This window comes from Mitsuokella jalaludinii (assembly GCF_928722185.1).
GTDB lineage: Bacteria > Bacillota > Negativicutes > Selenomonadales > Selenomonadaceae > Mitsuokella > Mitsuokella jalaludinii.
Map to the genome: position 1 here is coordinate 1,737,276 of NZ_CAKMXA010000001.1, position 25,702 is coordinate 1,762,977.

The window sequence follows — 25,702 nt, forward strand, 5'->3', positions numbered from 1 at the left end:
TAACACATGCAGACAGAGATTATCACGATAACCGATGTGAAGGCGCAGCAGGCAGATCTCGCGCGCGCGGGGAAGGTGCTGCGCGGCGGGGGGCTGGTGGCCTTTCCGACGGAGACGGTCTACGGGCTCGGCGCGAACGGGCTCGATGCGGATGCCTGTGCGCGCATCTACGAGGCGAAGGGGCGCCCGTCGGACAATCCGCTGATCCTGCATGTCTCAGACCGCGCGATGGTCGAGATGGTGGCGGCGGAGGTCACACCGATGGCGGAGAAACTCCTCGCGGCGTTCATGCCGGGGCCCATCACGCTGATCCTGCACCGCAAGGCCATCGTGCCGGACCGCATCACGGGCGGCCTCGACACAGTCGGCATCCGCATGCCGGAGCATCCTGTGGCCCGCGCGATGATCCGCGCGGCCGGCGTGCCGGTCGCGGCGCCGTCTGCCAACATCTCGGGCCGTCCGAGCCCGACGACGGCGGCCTCTGTCCTGCGCGACATGAAAGGGCGCATCCCCTTGATCCTCGACGGCGGCCCCTGCCGCTTCGGCGTCGAGTCGACCATCGTCGACTGCACGGGCCCTGTGGCCGTCATCCTGCGCCCGGGGGCCATCACGCGCGAGATGCTCACCGAAGTGCTCGGCGGCTGCAAGCTCGACCCCGCGCTCGTCGGCGCGGACACTGTGCCGCGCGCGCCGGGCATGAAATACAAGCACTACGCGCCGAAGGCCCCCTTGACACTGCTCGAGGGCGAGCCTTCGAAGATGGCCGCTGCCTTCCACCGCCAGGTCCGCCGCCTGCAGGGCGAGGGCCGTACGGTCGGCGTGCTCGCCAGCCATGAGGTCTGCGAGGCCCTGCAGGGCCTCGTGCCTGCAGAGCTCCTGAAGGACTACGGCCCGCAGGGCGACCTCTTGGCAATCGCCGCCCATATCTACGAGGAACTCATCGCCTTCAACGACACAGAGGCCGACGCGCTGCTCGGCGAAGGAACGACGGAGAAGGGGCTTGGCCTCGCCATCATGAACCGCCTGCACAAAGCCAGCGCCTTCCACAGCCTCAGGATTTCCTGAGCGGCTGAGCGATGCGGGATTGACCGTAAAAAAATCCCTGTCCGAAACAGATGTTTCAGACAGGGATTCTTCATTTTGTATACGCGAAGAGGGACTGCAGACCTAACGCAGCAATCCCTCTTCAAAGCAGGGGTCCAGGGTGCCGTTCGCTTTAAATGCCTAAAACCTGCGGCTAGCAGGTGGGTGCCTTAAGTCCGGTTTCTGCAGTCGCCGAGGCGGGCATCTGCCGGAATCAAATCAAGCTCCCTAGGAAAAATGTAGGTTAGACACTTCTAAAGCTCACGTACATCCCAGGCTTGTCCTTCTTTACGTGTATCATAGCATAAAAAAAACACGCGTGCAAGTCTTGACAAATCAATAAAGAAGGCAGGTTGTGGAAAAGATAGAAATCCCTTATAATGAAAAGATAGGGGGTACCCTGTAAGTTGAGGAAAAACGATAGATGACCCGCACCGCGCGGGCGCGCAGATTGCGCCGATATCATTCAAAGGGGATAAAAGAATGGCAATTACCTACAGCGTAGCAATCAGTTACAAGAACGACCTCGGCTGGATTGATTATGACGAAGCGGCCAAGACGGCTGTCGTCAACCTGGCCAACGAAGAGGGCAAGAAGAAAGTCGAGGATTACCTCAATACGACGCACGAGATCAACATCCCGCACGAGACGCTCATGGACTTCACGCATGAGACGATCGACCCGCTGGCCGACCTCAAGAGCCTGCAGACTGCTCTGACCCGCCTCTGGGGCGCGACGAACGTCAGCGTTGACTGGAGCCGCCCGGTCGAGTATGTTCGCTTACATCCACACTATTGAGCCGAGCCGTATGGCAAAAGCCGCCAGCTCTGAGCTGGCGGCTTTCTTGTACTGTTTTTTAGGCGCTGTTTACCGCGTGTTTATCTTTGGTGCGTACACTCAGAGGAAGATGCGGACTGCTGTTTCCGTCGGAATGGCGTGCACATTACATAGAGAAAGAGGATTTTTGCAGCGAGACAAGTGCGAAATGAATACGACAAAAGGGCCCCGGCAGATGCCGGGGCCTTTATGATGGCGTGATTCTCGTGCGGTGATGATTGCGGATGATAGGGATCGATCAATGGAGCTTGTGGCTCGGACGCAGCGAGAAAGCAACTTCTTTGACATGCATGGTGCTCTCTTGCTCGAGCGGTGTGTCGATGATCTCGACTTGTTCCAGCATGTTGCGGACCTGCTCGCGGATGCCGGCGAGGTATTCACGGCGCAGTGCCTGCTGCTCGATGCGCTCATCTTCACTGAGGCCGCTGCTGCGTTTCTTGCGGGAAAGCTCATTGATGCGGGCGATGAGTTCTTTCGTGATCATATCGTGTTGTCCTTCCTTTTCGATATATGAATCCTCTTATCTTTATTATAGTGGAAAGTAATGGAAAAGCAAGTTTTTTTGAATGGGACGTGATTCGTTGACAGCCCTTCTTTCCATTTGCTATACTGGTTCAGTAATCAATATGTAGTGGTTAGAGATAACTTTTCTTGAAATAATCTACTGTATCTAGGAGTAAAAAGATGGATCGTACTGTCAAATCGCCGGTTCTGCAGCATTTGCTGCAGGCTTGTCCTGTGCCGGGCCTCGCTGCCTGCCTGGCCGGTGTGGAACGTGACTTTGGCGAGCATACGGGGGACTTCCCAGCGCTTGCCGAGAAATATGAGGTGTTCGGCAAGCCCTCGCTTGACCTGGATGAGAAGCTGCAGGCGCTCATCCGTGCGGCGGTGGAACTCGCCTCGGCGGAGGCGCCGCACTGGGACAAGATCGCGGCGCGCCTGCGCTATCTTGACTTTGCGCGCCATCTGGCGGAGTCGGAGGCGAAGCGCGGCATCACGAACTTCGTGGCCAAGCTGCGCTACCTGACGGCCAAGGAGCTCTACGGCAGTTACATCCTCGAGAACTACACGGAGCAGGAGCTCCGCGCGGCTTCACGCTTCATCGTGGCGGAGCGCAATCACCTCTACTCGTACGCGGGCCTCGACCTCCTGCTCTCGCGCTACGTCATCCACACGCATCACGGCGTGGCGCTCGAGTCCCCGCAGGAGATGTACCTCGGCATCGCACTGCACCTCGCGATGCTCGAGGAGCCTTCGGTGCGCATGGACTGGGTGCGCCGCTTCTACGACATGCTGAGCCTGCAGCAGGTCACGATGGCGACGCCGACACTCGCCAACGCGAGAAAGCCGTATCACCAGCTCTCGAGCTGCTTCATCGACACGGTGCCGGACTCTCTCGACGGCATCTACCGCAGCCTCGACTCGTTTGCCAAGGTCAGCAAGTGGGGCGGCGGCATGGGCCTCTACTTCGGCAAGGTCCGCGCGACAGGCGCGGCCATCCGCGGCTTCGAGGGCGCGGCGGGCGGTGTCATCCGCTGGATCCGCCTCGTCAATGACACGGCTGTGGCCGTCGACCAGCTCGGCGTGCGCCAGGGGGCCTGCGCCGTCTACCTCGATGCCTGGCACAAGGACCTGCCGGAGTTCCTGCAGCTGCGCACCAACAATGGCGACGACCGCATGAAGGCGCATGACATCTTCCCGGCCGTCTGCTACCCGGACCTCTTCTGGAAACTCGCGAAGGAGGATCTTGACGCGCCGTGGTTCCTCATGGACCCGCACGAGATCGAGATGGTCATGGGCTACGCGCTCGAGGACTTCTGGGGTGAGGAGTGGGAGAAGCGCTACCGCGCCTGTGTCGCCGAGCCGCGCATCGACAAGCGCGTGATCTCGGTCAAGGAGATCGTCCGCCTGATCCTGAAGTCCGTCGTCGAGACGGGCACGCCGTTTGCCTTCTACCGCGACACGGTCAACCGCCTCAACCCCAATCCGCAGGCCGGCATGATCTACTGCTCGAATCTCTGCACGGAGATCGCGCAGAACATGTCGGCTGTCGAGTCGGTCCGCACGGAGATCAAGACGGAGGCGGGCGACACGGTCGTGCAGGTCACGACGCGGCCGGGCGATTTCGTCGTCTGCAATCTCGCGAGCCTCAATCTCGGCCGCATCGACGTGACGTCGCACGAGGAACTGCGCTCTGTCGTGCGCACGGCGGTGCGCGCGCTCGACAATGTCATCGATCTCAATGAGGCGCCGCTCGCCTACGCGCGCCTGACGAACGGAAAGTACAGGAGCATCGGCCTCGGCGTCTCGGGCTACCACCACATGCTCGCCAAGAACGCCGTCCGCTGGGAGAGCGAGGAACACCTCGCCTTCGTCGATGACGTATTCTCCCGCATCAACTACGCGGCCATCGAGGCGAGCAGCGACCTTGCGGCGGAGAAGGGCTCGTACGGCTGCTTTGCGGGCAGCGACTGGCAGACGGGTGACTACTTCAGGAAGCGCGGCTACGGGTCGGAAGCGTGGCAGGAACTCGCCGCGAAGGTCCGCGCGCAGGGCATGCGCAATGCGTATCTCCTCGCCGTGGCGCCGACGAGTTCGACGTCCATCCTCGTCGGCACGACGGCCGGCGTTGACCCCATCATGAAGCGCTTCTTCCTCGAGGAGAAGAAGGGCGCCATCCTGCCGCGCATCGCGCCGGACCTTTCCATGAAGACGTTCTGGTACTACAAGAGCGCGCATACGGTCGACCAGAACTGGTCGGTGCGCGCGGCCGGCGTGCGCCAGCGCCATATCGACCAGGCGCAGAGCGTCAACCTCTACATCACGAACGACTTCACCTTCCGCCAGGTGCTGGCCCTCTACATCAAGGCCTACGAGGAGGGCGTCAAGACCATCTACTACGTGCGCAGCAAGTCGCTCGAGGTCGAGGAGTGCGAGAGCTGCTCCTCGTGATGGCATCTGCCACAGACCTCTGTCAGACCGCTAGAGCTAGAAAGGATATGCAATATGGCATCACTCAGAAAGCGCCCTCTCTTCAACCCCGAGGGCGATATCGACGTCACGCAGCGCCGCCTCATCGGCGGCAACACGACGAACATGAATGACTTCAACAACCTCAAGTACACGTGGACTTCGGACTGGTACCGCCAGGCGATGAACAACTTCTGGATTCCCGAGGAGATCAACCTCGGCCAGGACGTCAAGGACTACCGGCAGCTGCCGGAGGCGGAGCGGCGCGCCTACGACAAGATCCTCTCGTTCCTCGTCTTCCTCGACTCCGTGCAGAGCGCGAACCTGCCGAACATCTCGGCCTACATCACGGCCAACGAGGTCGACCTTTGCCTGACGATCCAGTCGTTCCAGGAGTGCGTGCACTCGCAGAGCTACAGCTACATGCTCGACACGATCGCGAGCCCCGACGAGCGCCAGGAGATCATCTTCCAGTGGAAGGATGACGAGCACCTGCTCGCGCGCAACACCTTCATCGGCGACCTCTACAACGAGTTCCAGCAGGAGCAGTCGCGCGAGAACTTCCTGCGCGTGCTCGTCGCCAATTACATCCTCGAGGGCATCTACTTCTACTCGGGATTCATGTTCTTCTACAACCTCGGCCGCATCGGCCGCATGCCGGGCTCGGTGCAGGAGATCCGCTACATCAACCGCGACGAGAACACGCACCTCTGGCTGTTCCGCAACATCCTGCGCGACCTGCGCGCGGAGGAGCCGGCCCTCTTCACGGCGGAGAACGAGGAGATGATGCGCGAGATGATCCGCGAGGGCGTGCGCCAGGAAATCGCCTGGGGCAAGTACGCCATCGGCAACGAGGTCGAGGGCCTCAACGAGAAGATGATCGAGGACTACGTGCGCTACCTCGGCAATGCGCGCGCGGAGAGCATCGGCCTCGGCGCGCTCTACGAGGGCTATGAGGAAGAGCCGTCCTCGATGCGCTGGGTCAGTCAGTACGCCAACCCGAACTTCATCAAGACGGATTTCATCGAGGGCCGCAGCACGGCCTACGCCAAGAGCACGGCACTTGTTGATGACCTTTGAGCCCTGTTGGCGAATCCGTTCCATCGGACTCTGTTCTGTTTGCGGCGCGATTGCTCGCGTAGTATACTAGGATGTGGAAGGTTTTAAGGATTTCATCTAGTTTGAACAGGAAGGTGTTTCTATGAGCATTCGCATTGGTATCCTTGGTTACGGCAATCTGGGCCGCGGCGTTGAGTGTGCAGTCGAAGAGAATCCGGATATGGAGCTCGTCGCAGTCTTCACGCGCCGCGATCCCTCTTCCGTCAAGATCTGGTCGCAGGGCGTGCCGGTCGTCAATGTCAAGGATGTGGCAGCGTGGCAGGACAAGATCGATGTCATGATCCTCTGCGGCGGCAGCGCGACGGACCTGCCGAAGCAGACGCCGGAGTACGCGAAGTACTTCAACGTCATCGACAGCTTTGACACGCATGCGCGCATCCCGGAGCACTTCGCCGACGTCGACAAGGCGGCGAAGGAGAGCGGCCACCTCGGCATCATCTCGGTCGGCTGGGACCCGGGCCTGTTCTCGCTCGCGCGCGTCTACAGCAATGCGATCCTGCCGGACGGCAAGGACTACACGTTCTGGGGCAAGGGCGTCAGCCAGGGCCACAGCGACGCCATCCGCCGCATCAAGGGCGTCAAGGACGCAAAGCAGTACACTGTGCCGGTTGAGAGTGCTCTCGAGGCCGTCCGTTCGGGCGCAAACCCGGAGCTCACGACGCGGGAGAAGCACACGCGTGAGTGCTTCGTCGTGCTCGAGGACGGCGCTGATGCCGCCTATGTCGAGAACGCCATCAAGACGATGCCGAACTACTTCGATGAGTACGATACGACGGTACATTTCATCAGTGAGGAAGAACTCAAGAAGAACCACAGCGGCCTGGCTCACGGCGGGTTCGTCATCCGTTCGGGACGCACGGGCCATGAGAAGGAGCATAACCATATCATCGAGTTCTCGCTGAAGCTCGATTCCAATCCGGAATTCACGACGAGTGTCCTCGTTGCTTACGCACGGGCTGCCTATCGTCTGGCAAAGGAAGGCCAGACGGGATGCCGTACGGTTCTTGATATCGCTCCGGCTTATCTTTGTGAGCAGAGTGGAGAAGAGCTGCGCGCTCATCTGCTCTGAGCCCGATTCACATCGCATCCATCATATAGCAAGAACGCTGCTGCGCCAGATTTTTGTCTGGTACGGCAGCGTTCTTGCTTTGAGCTGGCGGCAGCTTGTCAGGCGGGTGCATCCTGGTAGAGATTGAGGCTGCTCTTGATGAAGCCCTGCATGGCATTGGTGCGGTAGCCCCTGCGCTGCAGGGCGAGAAAGATCTGGCGTTGGGCGTTCGGGTCGTCGAGCTTGTAGTAGACGAGCGCCTCGTTGGGCGCAGACAGGCGCACGAGCGTATCCGTCAGGAAGGTCGCGCCGAGGCCCTGGCGTGCCATGTGGTAGGCTGTCATGAGCTGATTGAGGTAGAGGCGGACGTGCGGCGTCATGCTGTTGTTCTGGAAGAGCTTGCGCGAGCGCCGGAACATGTCGTTCCCCTTGCCGAGGATCAGGAAGTCCGTGTCCTGGAAGGCTGAGAGGGGTACGGCCGGCACGTCGGGGCGCAGGTGGCGGCCGAGCATGATGTCCTGCTGCGTCAGCAGATACGAGGCGAATTCCCTGTTGATGGGCAGGAAGGCCGGCACGGACAGCAGCAGGTGATCCTGGTAGAAAGGGATGGCCTCGTAGAGCGCCGCGTCGTAGATGCCGCTGTCGACGATGATGTCGAGTTCTTCGGTTGCGAGCTTGTTGAAGAGGTCGGCGGAATCGGATTCGGTGACGGAGAGCGCGATGTGCGGATGGCGGCTGCTGAAGGCCTCGATCATCGGCGGCAGGAAGCAGGACGCGAAGAAGTTCGTCCCGCCGAGCCGCAGGGTGCCGCTCTCGAGTCCGGCGAGGTCATCGCAGTAGCTCTTGAGGTCCCGCTTGATGCGGAAGATCCGCTCGGCCGCGTCGATGTAGGCGCGGCCGGCATCTGTCAGCTGCAGCGGCGTGGTGCTGCGGTTGAAGATCGGCAGGCCGAGCTCGCGCTCGACCTTGCGCACGGAGGCCGAGAGGGCGGGCTGCGACACGAAGAGCTTGCGGGCGGCTGCGGAGAAGCTCTTTTCCTGCCAGACTGCGTAGACGTAATCCATTCCTTGCATGTGAATCAAACTCCCTAATATACCATAAAATATTTGAATAGGTAATATACACTTATATGTATTTGTTTATAGGCTACCACAATGCTATGCTATTCACAAGAAGAAACGTTTAAGACGAGCGGGCGCGAGGGCGCTGCAGCATAGAGGAGTGGTCACGATGAAGAAGACAATCGGTATTATCGGCGGCATGGGCCCGATGGCGACGGTGGATCTCATGAAGAAGGTCATCCTGGCGACGGATGCACGCGAGGACCAGGAGCACATCCCCATCCTCGTCGACAACAATACGAATATCCCCGATCGCACGGCGGCCATCCTCGGTGAGGGAGAAGACCCGCTGCCGGAGCTTTTAAAGTCGGCGGACCGCCTGACGGCGGGCGGCGCGGACTTCCTGATCATGGGCTGCAACACGGCGCATTACTTCCTGCCGCGCATGATGCCGCACCTCAAGGTGCCGTTCGTCAACATGATCGAGGAGACGGCGTCCTTCTGTGCGCGCGAGGGCTTCAAGAAGGTCGGCCTGCTCGCATCGGCCGGCACCTGCAAGTCGGGCATCTACCAGCGTGCGCTCGCCGAGGCCGGCGTCGAGGCGGTACAGCCCCAGGGCGCGGCCGAAGAGGCCGTCCATGCGATGATCTACGACGGCGTCAAGGCGAGCAATCCGGACTTCGACACGACGGCGGTGCGTGAGGCGCTCGCCCAGATGGCGAAGGATGGCTGCGAGGCCTTCGTGCTCGGCTGCACGGAAGTGCCGGTGGCCGTGGAGATGTATCACCTTGAGGGCAATTTCATCGATGCGACGGAAGTGCTCGCCGAGGCTGCTGTGCAGAAGGCCGGCGCCAAGGTCATCTCGCATCTGCCGCACAAGGCGTGACATGAGGGCATGACAAACGGAAAGAGGTTCCTTCGGGAACCTTTTTTTGGTGGCGGAGATTTGTCACGCTTTCCGAAAGCTGATATAATGATACTTTAGAAGAAATCATGAATCACGAAAACCTGCGCCGGGCCGGTCGGTGCCGTCGTTGGAATCATAATGGAGTGTGAGAACATTGTTGGATATCAAATTTGTGCGCGAACATCTCGACGAAGTCCGTCAGATGCTCAAGAACCGCTGCAACCCGCTGAACCTCGATGATTTTGAAGGCCTCGACAAGAAGCGCCGCGATCTCCTGCAGGAGTCTGAGGCGCTCAAGAGCCAGCGCAACACGGTCTCGAAGGAGATCAGTGTCATGAAGAAGAACAAGGAAGATGCCGAGGCGAAGATCCTCGAGATGCGCGCCGTCGGCGCCAAGATCTCGGAGCTCGACAAGGAGCTCAAGGACGTCGAGGCCCAGCTCCGCGACATCATGCTCCACATCCCGAACATGCCGCGCGAAGACGTGCCAATCGGCAAGGACGACACGGAGAACCCGGAGGTCCGCAAGTGGGGGGAGCCGACGAAGTTCGACTTCGAGCCGAAGGCGCACTGGGACCTCGGCACGGAGCTCGACATCCTCGATGCCGACCGCGCTGCCAAGGTCACGGGCGCGCGCTTCACGTTCTACAAGGGACTCGGCGCCCGCCTCGAGCGCGCCTGCATCAACTTCATGATGGACCTGCACGCCAACAAGCACGGCTACACGGAGATGCTCGCACCGTACATCGCCAACAAGGCGAGCATGACGGGTACGGGCCAGCTGCCGAAGTTTGCCGATGACATGTTCAAGCTCGAGGGCCTCGACTACTACCTCGTGCCGACGGCTGAGGTGCCGACGACGAACTACCACCGCGATGAGATCCTCGACGGCAGCAAGCTGCCGGAGTACTACAGCTGCTACACGGCGTGCTTCCGCGCCGAGGCTGGCAGCGCCGGCCGCGACACGCGCGGCCTGATCCGCCAGCACCAGTTCAACAAGGTCGAGCTCATCAAGTTCGTCAAGCCGGAGACGAGCTGGCATGAACTCGACACGATGGTCGACGCTGCTGAGGACGTCCTGCGCCTCCTGGAGCTGCCGTACCACGTCGTCAAGCTCTGCACGGGCGACATGAGCTTCACGTCGGCGACGACGTACGACCTTGAAGTCTGGTTCCCGGCGCAGAACAAGTACCGCGAGATTTCCTCGTGCTCGAACTGCACGGACTACCAGGCGCGCCGCGCGAACATCAAGTTCCGCCGCGATGCCAAGAGCAAGCCGGAATTCGTCCACACGCTCAACGGCTCGGGTCTCGCTGTCGGCCGCACGGTCGCCGCGATCCTCGAGAACTACCAGCAGGAAGACGGCTCCGTCCGCATCCCGAAGGTCCTCGTACCGTACATGGGCGGCGTCGAAGTCATCAAGAAGCCGGAATGAGATAGCAAAATGCTGCACGCGATGCGTGCAGCATTTTTTGGTTCAGCGGTAATGCATGGCCTCGCGCTTGGCGAGCCGGTCGCAGCGCTCGTTGAGCTCGACGCCGACGTGGCCCTTGACCCAGTGGAAGGTCACGTCGTGGCGGCTGTAGAGCGCGTCGAGCTCCTGCCAGAGGTCCTGGTTGAGCACGGGCTGGCCGTCGGCCTTCTTCCAGCCGCGGCGCTTCCAGCCCGCCATCCACTTCGTGATGCCGTTCTTTAGGTACTGGCTGTCGGTGTAGAGCGCGACCTTCGCGGGGGTCTTGGGGAAGGCAAGAGCCGCAATGGCAGCTGAGAGCTCCATGCGGTTGTTCGTCGTCGCGGGGCTGCCCTCGTGGAGCTCCGTGACCTTGCCGGTCGCGACCTCGCGGATGACGGCGGCCCAGCCGCCGGGGCCGTCGGGGTTGCGCAGGCAGGAGCCGTCGGTGTAGATGACGAAGTCCTGTTCGCTGTCGGGGCGGAGCGGCATCTGGACGGCCGCAGGGCGCGGGCAGGTCGGCTTGACGAGAGGCCGTGCCGGATGCGCCGGCTCTTTATGCGGGACATCGCTGCCTGCAAGCCAGGCGAGCGCTTCCTGTGCACTCGTGAAGCTCTTGTAGCGGGCCCCGGGGAATCCTGCCACCTGTTTCTGACATTCCGGCCAGTTCGTGAAGAGCCCGCAGGTGCGGCCGACACGTACGGCATATACTTTTTTCTGCATGATGTCCTCCCAATCGGTGATTTCTTTTATTATAAGAGATTTTTGCATAGAAAAGAATCAAAATTTTGCCGTTCAAATAGTAAACTTTTCTTTACTATTTCTGGATTGCTTGCTACAATCGTAATTATGGAGCTTTATGCACAAGTACTCCACAGGGAAAGAAGAAATGAGAAAGGAAGGGGGAGCTTCATGCTGCTTCGCATACTCAGCGCCATCGGCGCTTTTGTGCTGCGGCGCTTTGAGGAGCTCGGCACGATCATCATGCTCTACGGCGAGACGATCCGCGCGCTGCGCCACAAGCCGCGCCTGCGCCACATCCTCGCACAGATGTCGCATCTCGGCGTCGATTCGCTGATGATCGTCAGCCTGACACTGCTCTTCACGGGCGTCGTCATCTCACTGCAGACGGCCGACGTCCTCATACGCTTCGGCGCGCAGGGCACGCTCGGCGGCATCGTCACGATCGCGATTGGCCGCGAGCTCGGCCCGGTGCTCGTCGCCGTCGTCTGCGCCGGCCGCGTCGGCTCTGCCATCACGGCGGAGATCGCGACGATGAAGGTCACGGAACAGATCGACGCGCTGCGCGTCATGGCCGTGAGCCCTGTCGACTACCTCTTGGTGCCGCGCATGCTCGCCTGCATGATCGTCGTGCCGATCCTCACGGTCTTCGGCGACGTCATCGGCGTCTTCGGCGGCTGGCTCATCGCCGTGTTCTACAAGGGGCTGACGACGTACAGTTACATGAATTCCATCCACATCTTTGCGGAACTCTTTGACATGACGGGCGGCGTCATCAAGGCCATCTTCTTCGGCAATGTCATCGCGGTGCTCGGCTGCTACTACGGCCTGCACTGCCCCGACGGCGCGGAGGGTGTCGGCCGGGCGACGACGAAGACGGTCGTCGCCTCGATCATCGTCATCTTCCTCTTGAACGCCGTGCTGACGTTCCTGCTGTACTGATGGGGAGGATGGAGTATGATTGAATTCAAAGACGTGTGCATGCGCTTCGACGATAAGGAAGCGCTCAAGCACATCAGCCTGACGATACAGGACGGCGAGACGCTCGCCGTCATCGGCGGCTCCGGCTCTGGCAAGAGCACATTCCTGCGCCTGCTCATCGGCCTCATCAAGCCAACAAGTGGCCAGATCCTCATCGACGGGCAGAACATCGTGCCGATGAGCGAGGCGGAACTCAACAAGGTACGTCTCAAGATGGGCATGGTCTTCCAGTATTCGGCGCTCTTCGACTCGATGACCGTCGGTGAGAACGTCGCCTTCGGCCTGCGCGAGCACACGAAGCTCAGCGACGCGGACATCAAAGAGATCGTCCGCGAGAAGCTGCACCTCGTCGGGCTCGACGGCGTCGAGAACATGATGCCGAACGAACTCTCGGGCGGCATGAAGAAGCGCGTGAGCCTCGCGCGGGCCATCGCGGTCGAGCCCTCGATCATCTGCTACGATGAGCCGAGCTCAGGCCTCGACCCGCTGATGACCGAGAAGATCGACGAGCTCATCATCAACACACAGAAGGCTCTTTCGGTGACGAGCATTGTCGTCACGCACGACATGGCCAGCGCCTGCCGCATCTCGGACCGCATTGCGATGATCTACGAGGGCGAGCTCATCGCCATCGACACAGTCGAGCGTTTCAAGAAGATACAGGATGCGCGCGTGCAGGCATTCTTCCGCACGCTGCGCACCGTCAAGACCGAAAAGGAGGATAAAATATGACGACAGAGGCAAAAGTAGGCGCGTTCACCGTTGTGGGTGTCGTGCTCTTCGTGGCGGTGGCCATGCTGCTCTCCGGCGTTTCCCTGTCGGGACATAAGGGCTATACGCTCTACGCGGGCTTCAAGCAGGTCATCGGCGTCGAGCCGCAGTCGGTCGTGCGCCTCTCTGGCGTGCCGGTCGGCAAGGTCAAGAGCATCCGCAACGACGGCGGCGGCGTGACTGTCTCCCTCGACATCGACGGGAATGCCAAGATTCCGAAGGGCTCTGCCGTCACAGTCGCCTCGGCGGGTGTCATGGGTGAGAAGTTCATCAACATCCTGCCGAGCAAGGACCAGGGCATCTACCTCGGCGACGGCGACTACCTGATTGGCCAGGAGGAAGAGGGGCTCGATTCCCTGATGGATAAGGCGGGCGGCGTGCTGGACCAGGTCCAAGCACTGCTCGACTCGATGAACCAGGTCATGGGCAATCCGGACTTCCAGAAGAACTTCCTGCAGATGGCCGTCAACATACGCGACATGACGGCGCACATGGACGGCCTCGTCGCGGCGATGGAGCAGACGATGCGCGAGAATCAGGGCAACATCACGGGCATGCTCTCGAATCTCAATGCGGCATCTGCCGGCCTCAACCGCACGATGAACCAGGTCGAGGCGATGATGACGAATCTCGCCACGGTCGGCGCTGACCCGCAGACGGCGGAGAATTTGCGCCTGACGCTCGCGAACATCAAGGACACGAGCGACCGCATCGCGCACATCGCCGAGAATATGGACGGCGCCGTCGGCGACCCGCAGACGGCTGAGGACATCAAGACGACGATCCGCAATGCGCGGCAGATGTCCGAGAAAGCAGGAAATATGATGGGCAAGCTCGAAGATATCAAAGTCAAGCCATCGGCCGACCTGCTCTACAGCGGGGCGAAGGATGACTGGCAGGCGAACTTCAACGTGGATCTGGGGCCAGAGACGGGAAATTTTCTGCGGGCCGGACTCGATGACATCGGGGACGGCAACCGCGGGAACTTCGAAGTAGGCCGCCGCTCGGAGCGCTATGCCGTGCGCGGCGGCGTCATCAACGGCGATGTCGGAGTCGGCCTCGACGCCTATGCCGGCAAGCGCTTCGTCTTCTCGGTCGACGCCATGGACCCGAATGACCCGTCGCTGCGCCTCGGTGCGCAGTACGAGCTCAATGACGCCGGCACCTGGCTCATGGGCCAGTGGAATGATGTCAACGACAGCGACAAGCGCGCCGCCTACGTCGGCTTGCGCCAGTCGTTCTGACATACGGGTACACATTCTTTGTAATGATGCTCGAATGAAGATTTAAGAAAGACATGCTACATTTTCTCTGAGGAGGAACTGACTGTGAATAAGAAAAACCGCTTCTACAAGAAACTGACTGCCCTCATCGCCACGGGGCTGATGACGGCCGCTGTCTCAGGCACGGCTCTCGCCGCTGACACCGTTCAGCTCGACCTGCACGACAGCGTGCAGATGGCGCTCGAGAACAACCGCACGATCCGCCAGGTCCTGACGGACGTCGACACGGCCAAGTGGACGCTTTCGAAAGCGCGCCGCACGATGGGTCCGACCGTGACCTGGACTTCTGGTGCAAACCGCATCGGCGGTGATTCGCTGGATACGGCTCATACTGCACATGCGCTTGGCAAGGGGTCGGCCTATGATTATTCTTGGACGAATACGGCACAGGGCGTGATGCCGCTCTACAATGGCTCGGTCAAGGGCCAGATCAAGCAGGCGCGCTATGGCCTCAATGCGCAGGACCTCGCGCTCGAGGAGACGAAGCAGGCCATCCGCCTGCAGGCGACGTCGGACTACTACAACATCCTGCAGTGCCGCAACCTCATCGATGTCGAGCAGGAGTCGGTCAACACGCTGCAGGAGCACCTCGACAACGTCAATGCGCAGTACCGCGTCGGCACGGTCGCCAAGTCGGACGTGCTCGCCTCGCAGGTCCAGCTCGCCAATGCGCAGCAGGCCCTCGTGACGGCACAGAACAACTACGACATCGCCGTCTCGACGCTCAACAACGTCATCGGCCTGCCGACGGACACGGTGCTCGACATCCGCGACCAGCTCAAGTACACGAAGTACGACTTGACGCAGGATGACTGCACGAATTACGCGCTCGACAACCGCGCGGACGGCGCAGCGGCGCGCTATGCCGTCAAGGCCGCAGAAGCCAGCGTCGAGACGGCCAAGGCCGGCTATCAGCCGACAGTCAATGCTGTCGTCAACAAGTCCATCGGCGGCGAGAAACCGTTCCGTCATGACCATACGAGTAGTGACAGCTGGTCGGCTGGCGTCAATGCCTCCTGGAATGTCTTTGACAACGGCCTGACGCAGGCTTCCGTCAAGTCGGCCAACATGGCGCTCGCCAAGGCACAGGAAGAGGCGGCTCAGACGGATGACCAGATCCGCCTCGACGTGCGCAAGGCCTATCTCGGCCTGCAGGCAGCCGAGAAGAACATCCAGACGACGTCCGTCGCCGTGACGCGCGCCGAGGAAGACTACAAGATCGCCCAGGTCCGCTACAGCGCCGGTGTCGGCACGAACCTCGACGTCATGGACGCCAACGAGAAGCTGACGACGGCCCGCACGAACTACTACACGGCCCTCTACAACTACAATACGAGCAAGGCATCGCTCGACAAGGCGATGGGCATCCCTGTTGACCTCGATGTCGTCAAGTACACGGAAGCAGAGCAGGCGGGCGCGACGGCTCCGAAGGCCCGCGAGGCGGCCAAGCTCAAGGATGATGCCATCTTTGAGATGGAGCAGCTGCAGAAGCTCGAGCAGGCCAACGCAGCCGCTGAGGCCGCTACGGTGCAGGATACGGATCAGGCGGCTCAGACCGTTCAGAAGTCGGCCGATGCGGCAGAGCATCCTTCGGCCGCGACGGTCACGAGTGAGGCCGTCGCCTCGGATATGGCGCACTGAGCCTCGGACCAAAGTCCATACATCAATTCCATAGCAAGAAGTCGCAAGAGTTTCGGAAGTGAATTTTGGGGAGATTGTCATGAAACGGAAAACCATCGGGATAGGTGTCGGCGTGCTCATGGGCGTGCTGATGCTGGTACTGGGCGGCATCTGGTATTACATACAGACCAGTGCGTTCATGGACAAGGTAGAGAGCACGGCTGCCACTGCTGCCAGTGAGGCGCTCGGCGTGCCCGTCTCCGTCGGCTCCATCAAGGTGAATTCGCTTCATGATCTCGAGATCCATGACCTTGCCATCTATGATAAGCAGGCGGAATGCATCGCCCAGGCCGACACGGCCCGGGTGGAGCTGCGCCTGCTTTCTGCATATCGCGACCCCGCGCACGCCGTCCAGTCGGTCACGCTCTCACATGTCAAGGCCAGCCTCGTCCAGCGTGAGGACGGCACTTGGAATGTCGAGGACATCGAGACGAAGAGTTCGGGCGAGGGCTCGTTCTTCGGCACGGTCAAGGTGGAGGACGGCGAGGCAACGGTCACAGCGCAGGGCCGCGAGGTCACAGCCAGCGCCATCGAGGGCTCGCTTGACTTCTCGGATTACCCCGTGCTGAAGCTCTCAGCCAAGGCGAACTGCCTCGGTTCTTCTGTAGAAGTCTCGGGCACCTACCGCAAGGAGCGCCAGATCTTCAACGCGGAGCTCTCGGGGCTCGACGTCATGAACGTCCTGCCGCTGCTGCCGGACGGCACGCTGCCGGACGGCATCGAGGTCCTCGGCGGCACGGTGACGAAGGCCAAGGTCGCGGGCCAGTACATGGGCAGCCAGCTCTCCTTCTCGGGGCAGGCTGAGTACGAGGGCGGCTCCGTCAAGGTCAAGGAGACGCAGGTCGACGACATCCACGGCTTTATTTCCTTCACGGATGCGGAGGCGCTGTTCTCTGCCGATGCAGAGGCGGCCGGCCAGCAGGCCCATGTCAACGGCAAGGTCCGCTACGACACGGGGGCGCCGTATCTCGACCTTCACGTCGCTTCGGATTCCTTTGATCCTTCAAAGGTCCTCAAGGACATCCCCTACGAGGGCGCGGCAGCGGTCAAGGCGCATGTCACGGGCACGGCGGCTGACCCTGTCGTCGACGGCACGGTCCGTGTCGCTTCCGGCACGGCGGCGGGCATCCCGTTCGCGAATGCGCGCGCGCACGTCCGCTACGAGGACGACCGCGTCTCGCTTCAGGATGTTGCGCTCAATGCCTTTGGCGGCACGGCGCGCGGCGAGGGCGTCTTCTCGCCGGCAGACCTCACGTACACGGCACACCTCGCGGCCAGTGACATCGATGTGCAGCAGGCAGCTGCCTACGTCCCGGAGCTCGCGGACCTCACGGGCCGCATCTCCTGCAACATGGGCATCTCCGGCAAGGGCTCGGACACGAGCGATTTGCAGGCGTACGGCAGTGCGGAGCTGAAGAATGGCTCCTACAAGGACCTGCCCATTGAGAGCCTCGCGGCCTCGTTCTTCGCGCAGGGCAAGGACATCACGATAGACTACGCGAGCCTCAATCTGCCGCACCGCTCGACTCTCGGCATCGAGGGCAAGGTGAAGGATGGCAGCAGTCTCGACCTCGCGTTCTACGGCGGCCATGTCGACCTCTCGCTCGTGCGGACATTGATCCCTGAGGCCGATGTCACGGGCTTCGGCGATTTCGAGGGCACGGTACAGGGCGACATCACAGATCCGGCCGTGAACTTCAAGTTCACGGCGATGAACGGCAGCCTCTTCAAGCAGCCGTACGACAGCCTGAAGTTCAACGCCGGCGGCAGCCTCGACGGCGTGACGATTGAGGAGTTCTCGCTCGTCAAGGATGGCAAGCAGACCTGGTACGTCGACGGCTCCGTCGGCCTGACGGGCGAGCGGCGCATCGACATGCGCATCGACACGGTCGGCGCGCGCATGGAGGACATCGCGGCCTTTGCTTTCCCCGACCAGCCGATCACAGGCAACGTCGACAATACGATCAAGATCACGGGCACGCTCGACCACCCGAATGCCGTCGGCTACATCCACTTCTACCGCGGCAGCTACAACGGTATCCTGCTCTCGGGCATGGACGGCGACTACTTCATGGAGGACGGCTTCACGCGCCTGCAGGACTTCCACGTCTTCTCACCGATGGTCGACATGGACCTCAACGGCACGGTCGACCGCAACTGGAACCTCGACATGGTCGCGAGCGTCCACGAGATCAACATGGAGCGCTTTGCAAACAAGTTCCCGTACCCGGTCAGCGGCAAGGGCACCTTCGCCGGCGAGATCGGCGGCACACTGATGGCCCCGACGTTCCACGGCATCCTGACGTCTCCCTCCATCACGCTCAACGACCAGACGATCACGGACATCCGCGGCATGGTCGATTACGAAGACAGCGTCGTCAGCGTTAGTCAGTTCGGCTTCCGCCAGGGCGGCGGCAGCTATCAGGCGGCGCTCTCCATCAACGTCGACACGCACGACGCGGATGGCACCATCAAGGTCCAGGACGGCGACATCAATGCCATCACGGCAATCGGCAACTTCAAGAACGACATCGTCACCGGCAAGCTCAGCAGCGACATCCAGGTCGGCGGCACATACGACAACCCGGAGCTCACCGTCATCGGCCGGCTGGACGCCGGCAAGATCTCTGGCTATGATGTCCACGATGTCGATATCAACCTCCACCTCCTGGACCACGTCATCTACATCGACAAGCTCATGGGCCAGCAGGGCACGGACGGCAGCTTCGAAGCGGGCGGCACGGTGACGATCGGCGGCCCGATTGCCGCACACTTCTCGGCGCAGAAACTCGCGCTCGGCATGTTCACGAAGTCGGCCGGCCTCGAGCGCAAGGTGCACGGCACGGCCAACATCGAGGCCGCGTTTGGCGGCACGACGGGCAATCCGTCTGCCGATGTCACGATCGCGGCCAACAACGGCGGCTTCCAGGGCTCGACCTTTGATGCGCTGGATGGTGAGTTCCACCTCAAGAATGGCCTCGTCGATGTCAAGGACTTTTCGGTGGAAAAGTCCATCAACGGCAAGGATTACATGGCTTCGGCCAAGGGCATCGTGCCTTTAAAGGCGCTTTTTGCCAATCGGGAAGAAGAGCTCAATGACTACGAGCGCATCAAGCTCACAGTCAGCCTCGACCAGGCCGACCTCTCCATCCTGCCGTTTGTCTCCGACCAGATTGACTGGGCGCTCGGCCCGACGAAGGGCAAGCTCGAGATCACGGGTACGCCGGCGCACCCGCTCGTCAAGGGCAGCGTCTCGCTGTCGGATGGTGCGGTCAAGTTCAAGCCGCTCACTGTGCCCGTCACGGCCATGGCGGCCCAGGTCGATTTTAATGGCGACACCATGACAGTCCGCGATTTTTCTGGTAAAATGGGCGAAGGTACGTATGCGGGGCAGGGCACGCTCAAGATGAACGGACTGACACCTGCTTCGTACGATTTCTCGCTGACGGCGGACAAGCTCGACATCGAGAGTGACTTCTTCAAGGGGCCTCTGAGCGGTCAGCTGCGCGTCAACAACGACAAGTTCTTTGGCTTGGAACTGCCGAAGATCTCGGGTCAGATCGACCTTGCGGACTGCACAATCTCTGTGCCGGCCATCCCCGACAGCGATGGCGAGCTGCCGGACATCATCCTCGACGCTGACGTCAATGTCGGCGACAGGGTCCATGCCTACAGCTCGTACCTCTACGACATGTACCTGACAGGGAATGTCCACTTCGGCGGCACGACGCGCCATCCGAAGACGTCGGGCTCGGTGTCGGTCAAGCGCGGCGGCACGATCAACTACCTCAAGACGGAGTTCAATGTCCGTGAGGGCACGGCCTACTTCAACCAGGTCGATTCGTTCCTGCCGAGCATCACGTTCCTGGCGGACACGCGCCTGACGCAGGCCAAGGTATTCCTCTCCATCACGGGCCCGCTCGACAACATGACGTTTACGCTGAAGTCGACGCCGGAGATGAGCCAGTCGGAGATCATCCGACTGCTGACACTGCGCGACGCCTACAAGGCCGGACAGGCCAACCTCGATGCCGGCGACCTCCTGATTGTCGGCCTGCAGATGAGCTTCCTGTCGGAGGTCGAGGACGTCATGCGCAACATGCTCTGGCTTGACCGCTTCACGATTGCGCGCGGCAGCGGCTCTGCCTTTGACACGCACGACGAGGAGTCGAACAAGGCCATCGATGTCTATCACGTCGAGATGGGCAAGTACATCTCAGACAAGGTCATGTTCAAGTACACGCAGCAGATCGGCGGCGACGACACGCACCGCTTCGGCCTGCAGTACGACATGAACGACCGCTTCGGACTGTCGCTGGAGAAGGAAGCTCAGAGGTTCATTGTGGGCCTCGAAGCCCGCATCCATTTCTGATAGCAGTCCTCTGAGCAATGATCGCAGCAATGAGAGGAGGTGAGCCGCATGCAGCTCAGTGAGTACATGAAGGAACTGCGCAAGGTCAAGACACTCGATCGCGCGCAGGAAGCAAAGCTCTGGGCCGCGTTCAAGGAACGCGGCGACGAAGAGGCGCGCCAGCGGCTCATCGAATCGTATCAGCCGCTCGTCTTCAAGCAGGCGGCGCCATTTGCGCAGCTCGACTGCGTGCTCGACCTCATCCAGGAGGGCACGGTTGGCCTCATCGAGGCCGCAGAACGCTACGACCACACGCGCGGAGTAGCCTTCAGCCTGTTTGCCGTGCACCGCATCCGCGGCCGCATGATGGATTTCCTGCGGCGCGAGGGACAGGTCGACGTCGCCTGCCTAGAGGAGAATCTCGAGGGCGGCAGCCTCAAGGAGAACCTCGTCGACACGGCGGCGTCGGTGCCGGAGCAGGCGGAGAGCCACGAGCTCGCGCGCCATCTCCACCAGGCGATGGCGCGGCTGCCGGACAAGGAGCGGGCTGTGCTCGAGGGCATGTACCTCTGCCGCGAGGACGCAGCGGGCATGGCCGATGCCCTGCACGTCAGCTCCTCGCACATCTACCGCCTGCAGAAGACGGGCATCCGCCGCATCCGCGGCATGCTCTCGCGTTTCATGCATTACTGGTGAAAGGCGAGCAATTGAGTGAAAATGGCCAGAAAACACTGGAAAACAGCAGATGGTCGCATGGCATCTGCGCATATCGCGCGATACGGCATGCCGATACGGAGTGACCGCCTCGGATTATAGGAATAAGTCTTTGAAAAAGTCTTTGAAATCGGGCAGGGGGTGTGTCATGAAGGAACGGAATCAGAAACAGCGCCGTCACATCCGGGCGGCAAGGCAGTGGCTCGGGGAGGCGGAGCACTCACTCGCGGAGAACCACAGAGTCCGCGGTGAGCTCAAGGTCATGTTGGCCAAGGCAGAACTGGCCCGGGTGGAAGGCACGCCGGGCCATCGCTTTGTCAAGAAGTGGTCCATGCGCATCCTGCCGGCACTTGCGGCGATCTTCCTCGCGGGCGGCGGCTATGCGCTCTGGCAGGCGCAGCTGCCGCACAATGCAGCGGTGCCTGCCCCGGTGGAGACGGAGGCGCCTGAGCCTTCGCCCGCCCTGCCCGCAGAGACTGCCGACGAGCCGCCGCTGGCCCCAATCGAGATCCCCGAGCAGGCACAGCCGGCGGCAGCGCCCGCTCAGGCTGCTCCGGCGCCTTCGCCTGAGCCGGTACCTGCGCAGGCGGCAGCGCCCTCGGAGGCGCAGCCGGCTGCGCCTCCGCGAGAGTCCGCACCGCGCGTCCCCGATGACGGGATGCAGAAATTGATGCAGACCGCAGGCAAGGCGCTGCGGAAATGATAGATATCCCCTCCGCATCAGGAAGGTATTGCATAGGAGGTTTGACCTTTGAAGAAACAGAACTACAGATCCCTCGCTTACGCTGTGGCAATTGCCGTCAGCTGTGCGGCTGTGCCGGGCACGTCCTGGGCAGCTGAGGCGCCTGCTGCAAGTGCGCAGCCCACGTCTTCTTCCGCGGCTCCGGCAGTTCCGGAAGCTGCCAATGTCAAGGCGGATGCCGCAGCTGCTCCGGCAGAGGAAAAGGCCGCTGAGACGAAAGATACTGCCGCTGACCATTCGGCTGCCGCACAGGCGGATGCCGTTGCGACGAGCACGGTGGACGAGCGCACGCAGAACTGGGCCAAGGTGCGCCCGCAGGAGACGGCCATCGCGGACAGCATGAAGAAGTACGAGGGGCAGACTGTCGTCGAGACGGTGTTTGACGGCACTTCTTCCCTGACGGAGGGCACGGCGAAGGCCGCCATCTCGATGAAGGCCGGTGACATGTTCACCGTCAAGGGCCTCGATGCCGACCGCGACAAGATCTACAACACGGGCTACTTCTACGACATCTACCCGAGCTTCGAGAAGGTGCCGGAGGGCGTCGTCGTCACGTACCACGTGCTGGAGAACCCGATCTTGAAAGGCGTCAACCTCAGCGGCAACACGGTCGAGAGCACAGAGACGCTCCAGGGGCTCATCACCATGAAGACGGGCGAGATCCTCAACAGCCGCGAGCTCAACAAGGATGTCATGGCCATCCAGGAGCAGTACCGCCGCGACGGCTACATCCTCGCGAAGATCACGGACATGAACATCGACAAGAACGGCATCTTGAACCTCAAGGTCAACGAGGGCATCCTCGAGGGCTACAAGGTCAAGGGCAACACGAAGACGAAGGAGCGCGTCATCCTGCGCGAGATGCGCCAGAAGCCGGGCGAGCCGTTCAACTCGAAGCTCGCGCGCCGCAGCATGCAGCGCGTCTACAACCTCGGCTTCTTCGAGGATGTCAACATCAAGATGAATCCGGGCGTCGACCCGAATGCTGTCGTCATGGAGCTCGATGTCACGGAGAAGCGCACGGGCTCGTTCGGCATCGGTGCCGGCTACTCGAGCGAGGACGGCGTCCTCGGCATGGTCTCGATCGGCGACACGAACTTCCGCGGCACGGGCGATGCGATCAGCCTGACGTATGAGAAGAGCGGCGACGACACGGATGCGCACGGCTACACCTTCTCCTACCGCCGCCCGTGGCTCGACAGCAAGGAGACGGTCGGCACGTTCCGCATCTACAACCGCACGTACGAGTACGACGATTACGACACGGACGGCGACCTCAAGGAGACGTACATGCGCAAGTATACCGGCGGAGAGCTGACGTTTGGCCGCCCTGTCACGGAGTACACGACGAACTACGTGACGCTGCGCAACCGCAAGGACTCGTATGTGCGCCATGTCGATGACGGCAATATGGGCGACCGCAGCCATGATACGAAGTGGCTCGACGACAACTTCGGCACGACGCGCAGCATCACGCTCGAGCACGTCACGGATACGCGCGACAATGTCTACAACCCGATGAGCGGCAGCCGCGTGAGCTTCTCGAGCGAGTTCGCCGGCTTTGGCGGCGACTTCGACTTCCAGAAGTACACGTTCGACGGCCAGCACTACATCCGCGCCGGCCGCTCGCAGGTCTTCGCGCTGCGCGGCCGCTACGGCGTTGGCACGGGCGACATCTCGGAGTTCAACCAGTACCGTATCGGCGGCCAGGGCTCGCTGCGCGGCTACCGTGAGGACCAGTTCCGCGGCGACCGCGAGTTCCTCGGCACGATCGAGTACCGCTTCCCCGTCGTGAAGAAGGTGCAGGGCGCCATCTTCACGGATTGGGGCGGTGCCTGGGACAGCGGCCTGACGCCCGATGACCTGCACGGCAGCATCGGTGTCGGCATCTCGCTGACGACGCCGATCGGTCCGCTGCGCTTCGACTACGGCTGGGGCGATGACGGCGGCCGCGTCCACTTCAGCGTCGGCAGCTCGTTCTGATGGGCGCGTGGCGAGAAGAGTTGCCTGAGAAAAGAAGGGATGCTTATTGACGATACAGCTTGGGCGGGGAGCCGTCGGGCAGGTATTCCTGGCCTGCCTCCTATCACTCGCCGCTATCGGCGTCTTTGCCTGCTCTGCGGCGCAGGCCGCCGGGCGGGTCGAGGCAGTGACGGCTCATGTCACTGCACCTGACGGCCTGCCGCCGCTCGTGCAGCAGCGCATGGAGACGAGCGTGCAGGTCATCTCTGAGCAGCTGTTGCTCGGCGATGACCTGCACGCCGCAGATGCTGCAGCGAAGAGCGAGATTATCCGCCAGGTCTTCGACAAGGTCCTTGTCGGCTATACTGTGCGCGATGTCAGTCTCCAGCTCGGCGATACGGCCGAGGTCACGGTCGAGCTCTCGCCGTGGGCCGACCAGATCCGCACAATCTCGGTCGAGACGCATGTCGAGGGCATGCCGCCTGAGGTGGAGCGCCTCGTGCGCGAGGACCTCGCGGATGTCAGCGCCGTCTTCTCGGATGCGCTCTACGGCCTGCCGGTCGCGGCGACCGACTGGACGAACGGCGTCCTCAAGCACCATCTCGAAGCTTATCTCGCGGAGCACCTGCCGGAGTTCCGCGGCGACTTCGAGGTCGAGACGGATGGCAGCGCGGCGGAAGTCAGCCTGACGGTCTACCCGCGCCTGCCCGTCGTCCGCACGGCGGACCTCTCGATGCGCTCGAGCACCATTCCGAACCTCACGCTGCTCAACCACCGCGAGCTCATGCAGGAGCAGGCCGATATGCTCGTCGGGGTTCCCGTCGCCTTTGTCGCGCGCCATCAGCACGACTTCGAGCACCTCTTCTCGGAGCGCCTCGACGCGCAGCGCGACTTCCGGGCGCTTCGCATGAAGACGACCGTGACGATCGCGCCGCAAGAGCGCATGACGGTCATGAGCCGCTCGGACTCCTCGCGCTACCGCGCGCGGCTGACGGGCTGGGTCGACATGGGGCGCAAGGAGCGCAAGTATGAGCGCGAGGTGGACAGCCTGCGCATGAGGCTCCACACCGGGTGCATGATGACGGCGCGCGACGAGCTCTTCGCGCAGGTCGACTTCATGCCGCAGAAGGTCGACTGGGGCTGGGCGATGGGCTATAACCACCGCATCGGCATGGGCACGCGGCCAGAGATCCGCTACGACATGCGCGAGAAGCGCTTCGTGTTCGGCGCCAGGCAGGCGCTCGCGCCGCGCTGGCAGCTCCGCTACGAATACCGCTTCACCGACCATCTCGGCGAGGCAGGGCTCCTCTATCAGGTCCACGATTTCCTCGGGGTCGAGTACGTCCTCGACAAGACGCAGGGCTGGCTCCGCCTCATCGGGAATTTCTGAATGCTCCGCAGGGGAAATCCTTGTAGACCCCTGCGAAGTCTGCTATAATAAACGTGTTTCTTTGGAATCCAAGAAGGAGAAGATAAAATGGTTACATTACAGAAAAAACAGGTCAAGATCATCAGTGTCCTCATCGCACTCGTCTTTGTCGGTTCTGTTGTCGCCCTCGCCTTGACGCAGTCTGGCTCGGGTATCGCAAGCGCAGCAAGCTCGAATGTCGGCGTCGTCGACTACCGCCAGATCGCACAGCAGAGCTCGCAGCTCCAGGATATCCAGTCCCAGATGCAGAAAGAAGTCCAGGACGCCCAGAAGGAGTTTGAGGAGAAGTCCGCAAACATGAGCGACCAGGAGAAGAACGACTACTATCAGCAGACGCAGCAGCGCCTTGCCCAGAAGAATCAGGAACTCATGGAGCCGTTCCAGAAGAGCATCGAGGATTCCGTCAAGAGCGTAGCAGAGGCTAAGGGCCTGTCTGTCGTCCTCGAGAAGAGCTCGGTTGTCTACGGCGGCCAGGATATCACGCAGGATGTCATCAAAAAGCTCAGCAAGTAATCCTCTGAGGGTCATATGGAGCGTCGAGTACCGAGCGGATTTTACGCTCGGTACTACTTG

At 61.4% G+C, this 25,702-nt stretch carries 20 protein-coding genes and 1 other RNA gene; 17 read left to right on the forward strand and 4 right to left on the reverse strand.

The features are described 5' to 3' along the window. The first annotated feature begins 6 nt into the window (after nucleotides 1-6). The gene (locus QDI87_RS08085; protein WP_278742869.1) at nucleotides 7-1,065 is read left to right on the forward strand and encodes an L-threonylcarbamoyladenylate synthase; all 1,059 of its coding nucleotides are present in this window, start codon (nucleotides 7-9) and stop codon (nucleotides 1,063-1,065) included. 127 nt (nucleotides 1,066-1,192) lie between these two features. Here the strand turns inward: QDI87_RS08085 and ssrS are convergent. Beyond that, nucleotides 1,193-1,365, reverse strand: a non-coding RNA gene (gene ssrS / locus QDI87_RS08090) — 6S RNA. A 201-nt stretch (nucleotides 1,366-1,566) separates the two neighbouring features. On the opposite strand from ssrS, the gene QDI87_RS08095 reads away from it, so the two are divergent. After that, a complete protein-coding gene (locus QDI87_RS08095) occupies nucleotides 1,567-1,881 on the forward strand; it encodes a hypothetical protein (RefSeq protein WP_036375547.1) in 315 nt (104 codons plus the stop codon). A gap of 277 nt (nucleotides 1,882-2,158) precedes the next feature. On the opposite strand, the gene QDI87_RS08100 is transcribed toward QDI87_RS08095, so the two are convergent. Continuing rightward, entirely contained in the window at nucleotides 2,159-2,404 is a 246-nt protein-coding gene (locus QDI87_RS08100; RefSeq protein ID WP_036375553.1) for a DUF896 domain-containing protein, read from the reverse strand. A 200-nt stretch (nucleotides 2,405-2,604) separates the two neighbouring features. Here QDI87_RS08100 and QDI87_RS08105 point away from each other — a divergent pair, with 200 nt between their 5' ends. From QDI87_RS08105 to QDI87_RS08115, 3 genes are all read left to right on the forward strand, one after another. Further along, nucleotides 2,605-4,872 carry a ribonucleoside-diphosphate reductase subunit alpha gene (locus tag QDI87_RS08105; RefSeq protein ID WP_278519862.1) on the forward strand — a complete coding sequence of 756 codons (2,268 nt, stop codon included), beginning with the start codon at nucleotides 2,605-2,607 and terminating at the stop codon, nucleotides 4,870-4,872. Between the two features lie 54 nt (nucleotides 4,873-4,926). Then, entirely contained in the window at nucleotides 4,927-5,970 is a 1,044-nt protein-coding gene (locus tag QDI87_RS08110) for a ribonucleotide-diphosphate reductase subunit beta (RefSeq protein ID WP_255240739.1), read from the forward strand. A gap of 121 nt (nucleotides 5,971-6,091) precedes the next feature. After that, a complete protein-coding gene (locus tag QDI87_RS08115) occupies nucleotides 6,092-7,078 on the forward strand; it encodes a diaminopimelate dehydrogenase (RefSeq protein WP_255240738.1) in 987 nt (328 codons plus the stop codon). A 98-nt stretch (nucleotides 7,079-7,176) separates the two neighbouring features. Here QDI87_RS08115 and QDI87_RS08120 read toward each other — a convergent pair whose 3' ends face one another. Beyond that, the gene (locus QDI87_RS08120) at nucleotides 7,177-8,130 is read right to left on the reverse strand and encodes a LysR family transcriptional regulator (protein WP_255240737.1); all 954 of its coding nucleotides are present in this window, start codon (nucleotides 8,128-8,130) and stop codon (nucleotides 7,177-7,179) included. A gap of 157 nt (nucleotides 8,131-8,287) precedes the next feature. Between QDI87_RS08120 and QDI87_RS08125 the strand changes: the two genes are divergently transcribed. Together QDI87_RS08125 and serS are read left to right on the forward strand one after the other, a co-directional pair. Next, complete coding sequence (locus QDI87_RS08125) at nucleotides 8,288-9,004, forward strand: aspartate/glutamate racemase family protein (protein ID WP_278742875.1); 717 nt, start codon at nucleotides 8,288-8,290, stop codon at nucleotides 9,002-9,004. A 175-nt stretch (nucleotides 9,005-9,179) separates the two neighbouring features. Beyond that, nucleotides 9,180-10,460 (forward strand): serine--tRNA ligase, encoded by a 1,281-nt coding sequence (gene serS / locus QDI87_RS08130; protein ID WP_036375570.1) that lies wholly within the window; start codon nucleotides 9,180-9,182, stop codon nucleotides 10,458-10,460. Nucleotides 10,461-10,502: 42 nt separating this feature from the next. On the opposite strand, the gene rnhA is transcribed toward serS, so the two are convergent. Continuing rightward, a complete protein-coding gene (gene rnhA, locus QDI87_RS08135) occupies nucleotides 10,503-11,198 on the reverse strand; it encodes a ribonuclease HI (RefSeq protein WP_036375573.1) in 696 nt (231 codons plus the stop codon). A 192-nt stretch (nucleotides 11,199-11,390) separates the two neighbouring features. Between rnhA and QDI87_RS08140 the strand changes: the two genes are divergently transcribed. The 10 genes from QDI87_RS08140 to QDI87_RS08185 all read left to right on the forward strand — a co-directional run bounded on the left by QDI87_RS08140 (nucleotide 11,391) and on the right by QDI87_RS08185 (nucleotide 25,642). Next, complete coding sequence (locus QDI87_RS08140) at nucleotides 11,391-12,158, forward strand: MlaE family ABC transporter permease (protein WP_148485457.1); 768 nt, start codon at nucleotides 11,391-11,393, stop codon at nucleotides 12,156-12,158. 15 nt (nucleotides 12,159-12,173) lie between these two features. Then, nucleotides 12,174-12,929, forward strand: a complete 756-nt coding sequence (locus QDI87_RS08145; protein ID WP_036375579.1) for an ABC transporter ATP-binding protein — start codon at nucleotides 12,174-12,176, stop codon at nucleotides 12,927-12,929. Further along, the gene (locus QDI87_RS08150; protein WP_036375582.1) at nucleotides 12,926-14,212 is read left to right on the forward strand and encodes an MlaD family protein; all 1,287 of its coding nucleotides are present in this window, start codon (nucleotides 12,926-12,928) and stop codon (nucleotides 14,210-14,212) included. Before QDI87_RS08145 ends, QDI87_RS08150 begins: the two co-directional genes overlap by 4 nt. A gap of 84 nt (nucleotides 14,213-14,296) precedes the next feature. Further along, nucleotides 14,297-15,892, forward strand: coding sequence for a TolC family protein (locus QDI87_RS08155; protein ID WP_036375584.1), 1,596 nt, complete (start codon nucleotides 14,297-14,299; stop codon nucleotides 15,890-15,892). Between the two features lie 79 nt (nucleotides 15,893-15,971). Further along, nucleotides 15,972-20,303 (forward strand): translocation/assembly module TamB domain-containing protein, encoded by a 4,332-nt coding sequence (locus QDI87_RS08160; protein WP_036375586.1) that lies wholly within the window; start codon nucleotides 15,972-15,974, stop codon nucleotides 20,301-20,303. A 48-nt stretch (nucleotides 20,304-20,351) separates the two neighbouring features. Continuing rightward, complete coding sequence (locus tag QDI87_RS08165; protein WP_036375589.1) at nucleotides 20,352-20,978, forward strand: sigma-70 family RNA polymerase sigma factor; 627 nt, start codon at nucleotides 20,352-20,354, stop codon at nucleotides 20,976-20,978. Nucleotides 20,979-21,144: 166 nt separating this feature from the next. After that, nucleotides 21,145-21,699, forward strand: coding sequence for a hypothetical protein (locus QDI87_RS08170; RefSeq protein WP_036375608.1), 555 nt, complete (start codon nucleotides 21,145-21,147; stop codon nucleotides 21,697-21,699). A gap of 48 nt (nucleotides 21,700-21,747) precedes the next feature. Continuing rightward, nucleotides 21,748-23,721, forward strand: a complete 1,974-nt coding sequence (locus tag QDI87_RS08175) for a BamA/OMP85 family outer membrane protein (RefSeq protein ID WP_036375620.1) — start codon at nucleotides 21,748-21,750, stop codon at nucleotides 23,719-23,721. Between the two features lie 46 nt (nucleotides 23,722-23,767). After that, nucleotides 23,768-25,090, forward strand: coding sequence for an acylphosphatase (locus QDI87_RS08180; protein ID WP_051652190.1), 1,323 nt, complete (start codon nucleotides 23,768-23,770; stop codon nucleotides 25,088-25,090). Nucleotides 25,091-25,177: 87 nt separating this feature from the next. After that, nucleotides 25,178-25,642 (forward strand): OmpH family outer membrane protein, encoded by a 465-nt coding sequence (locus tag QDI87_RS08185; RefSeq protein ID WP_036375640.1) that lies wholly within the window; start codon nucleotides 25,178-25,180, stop codon nucleotides 25,640-25,642. Nucleotides 25,643-25,702: the final 60 nt, after the last annotated feature.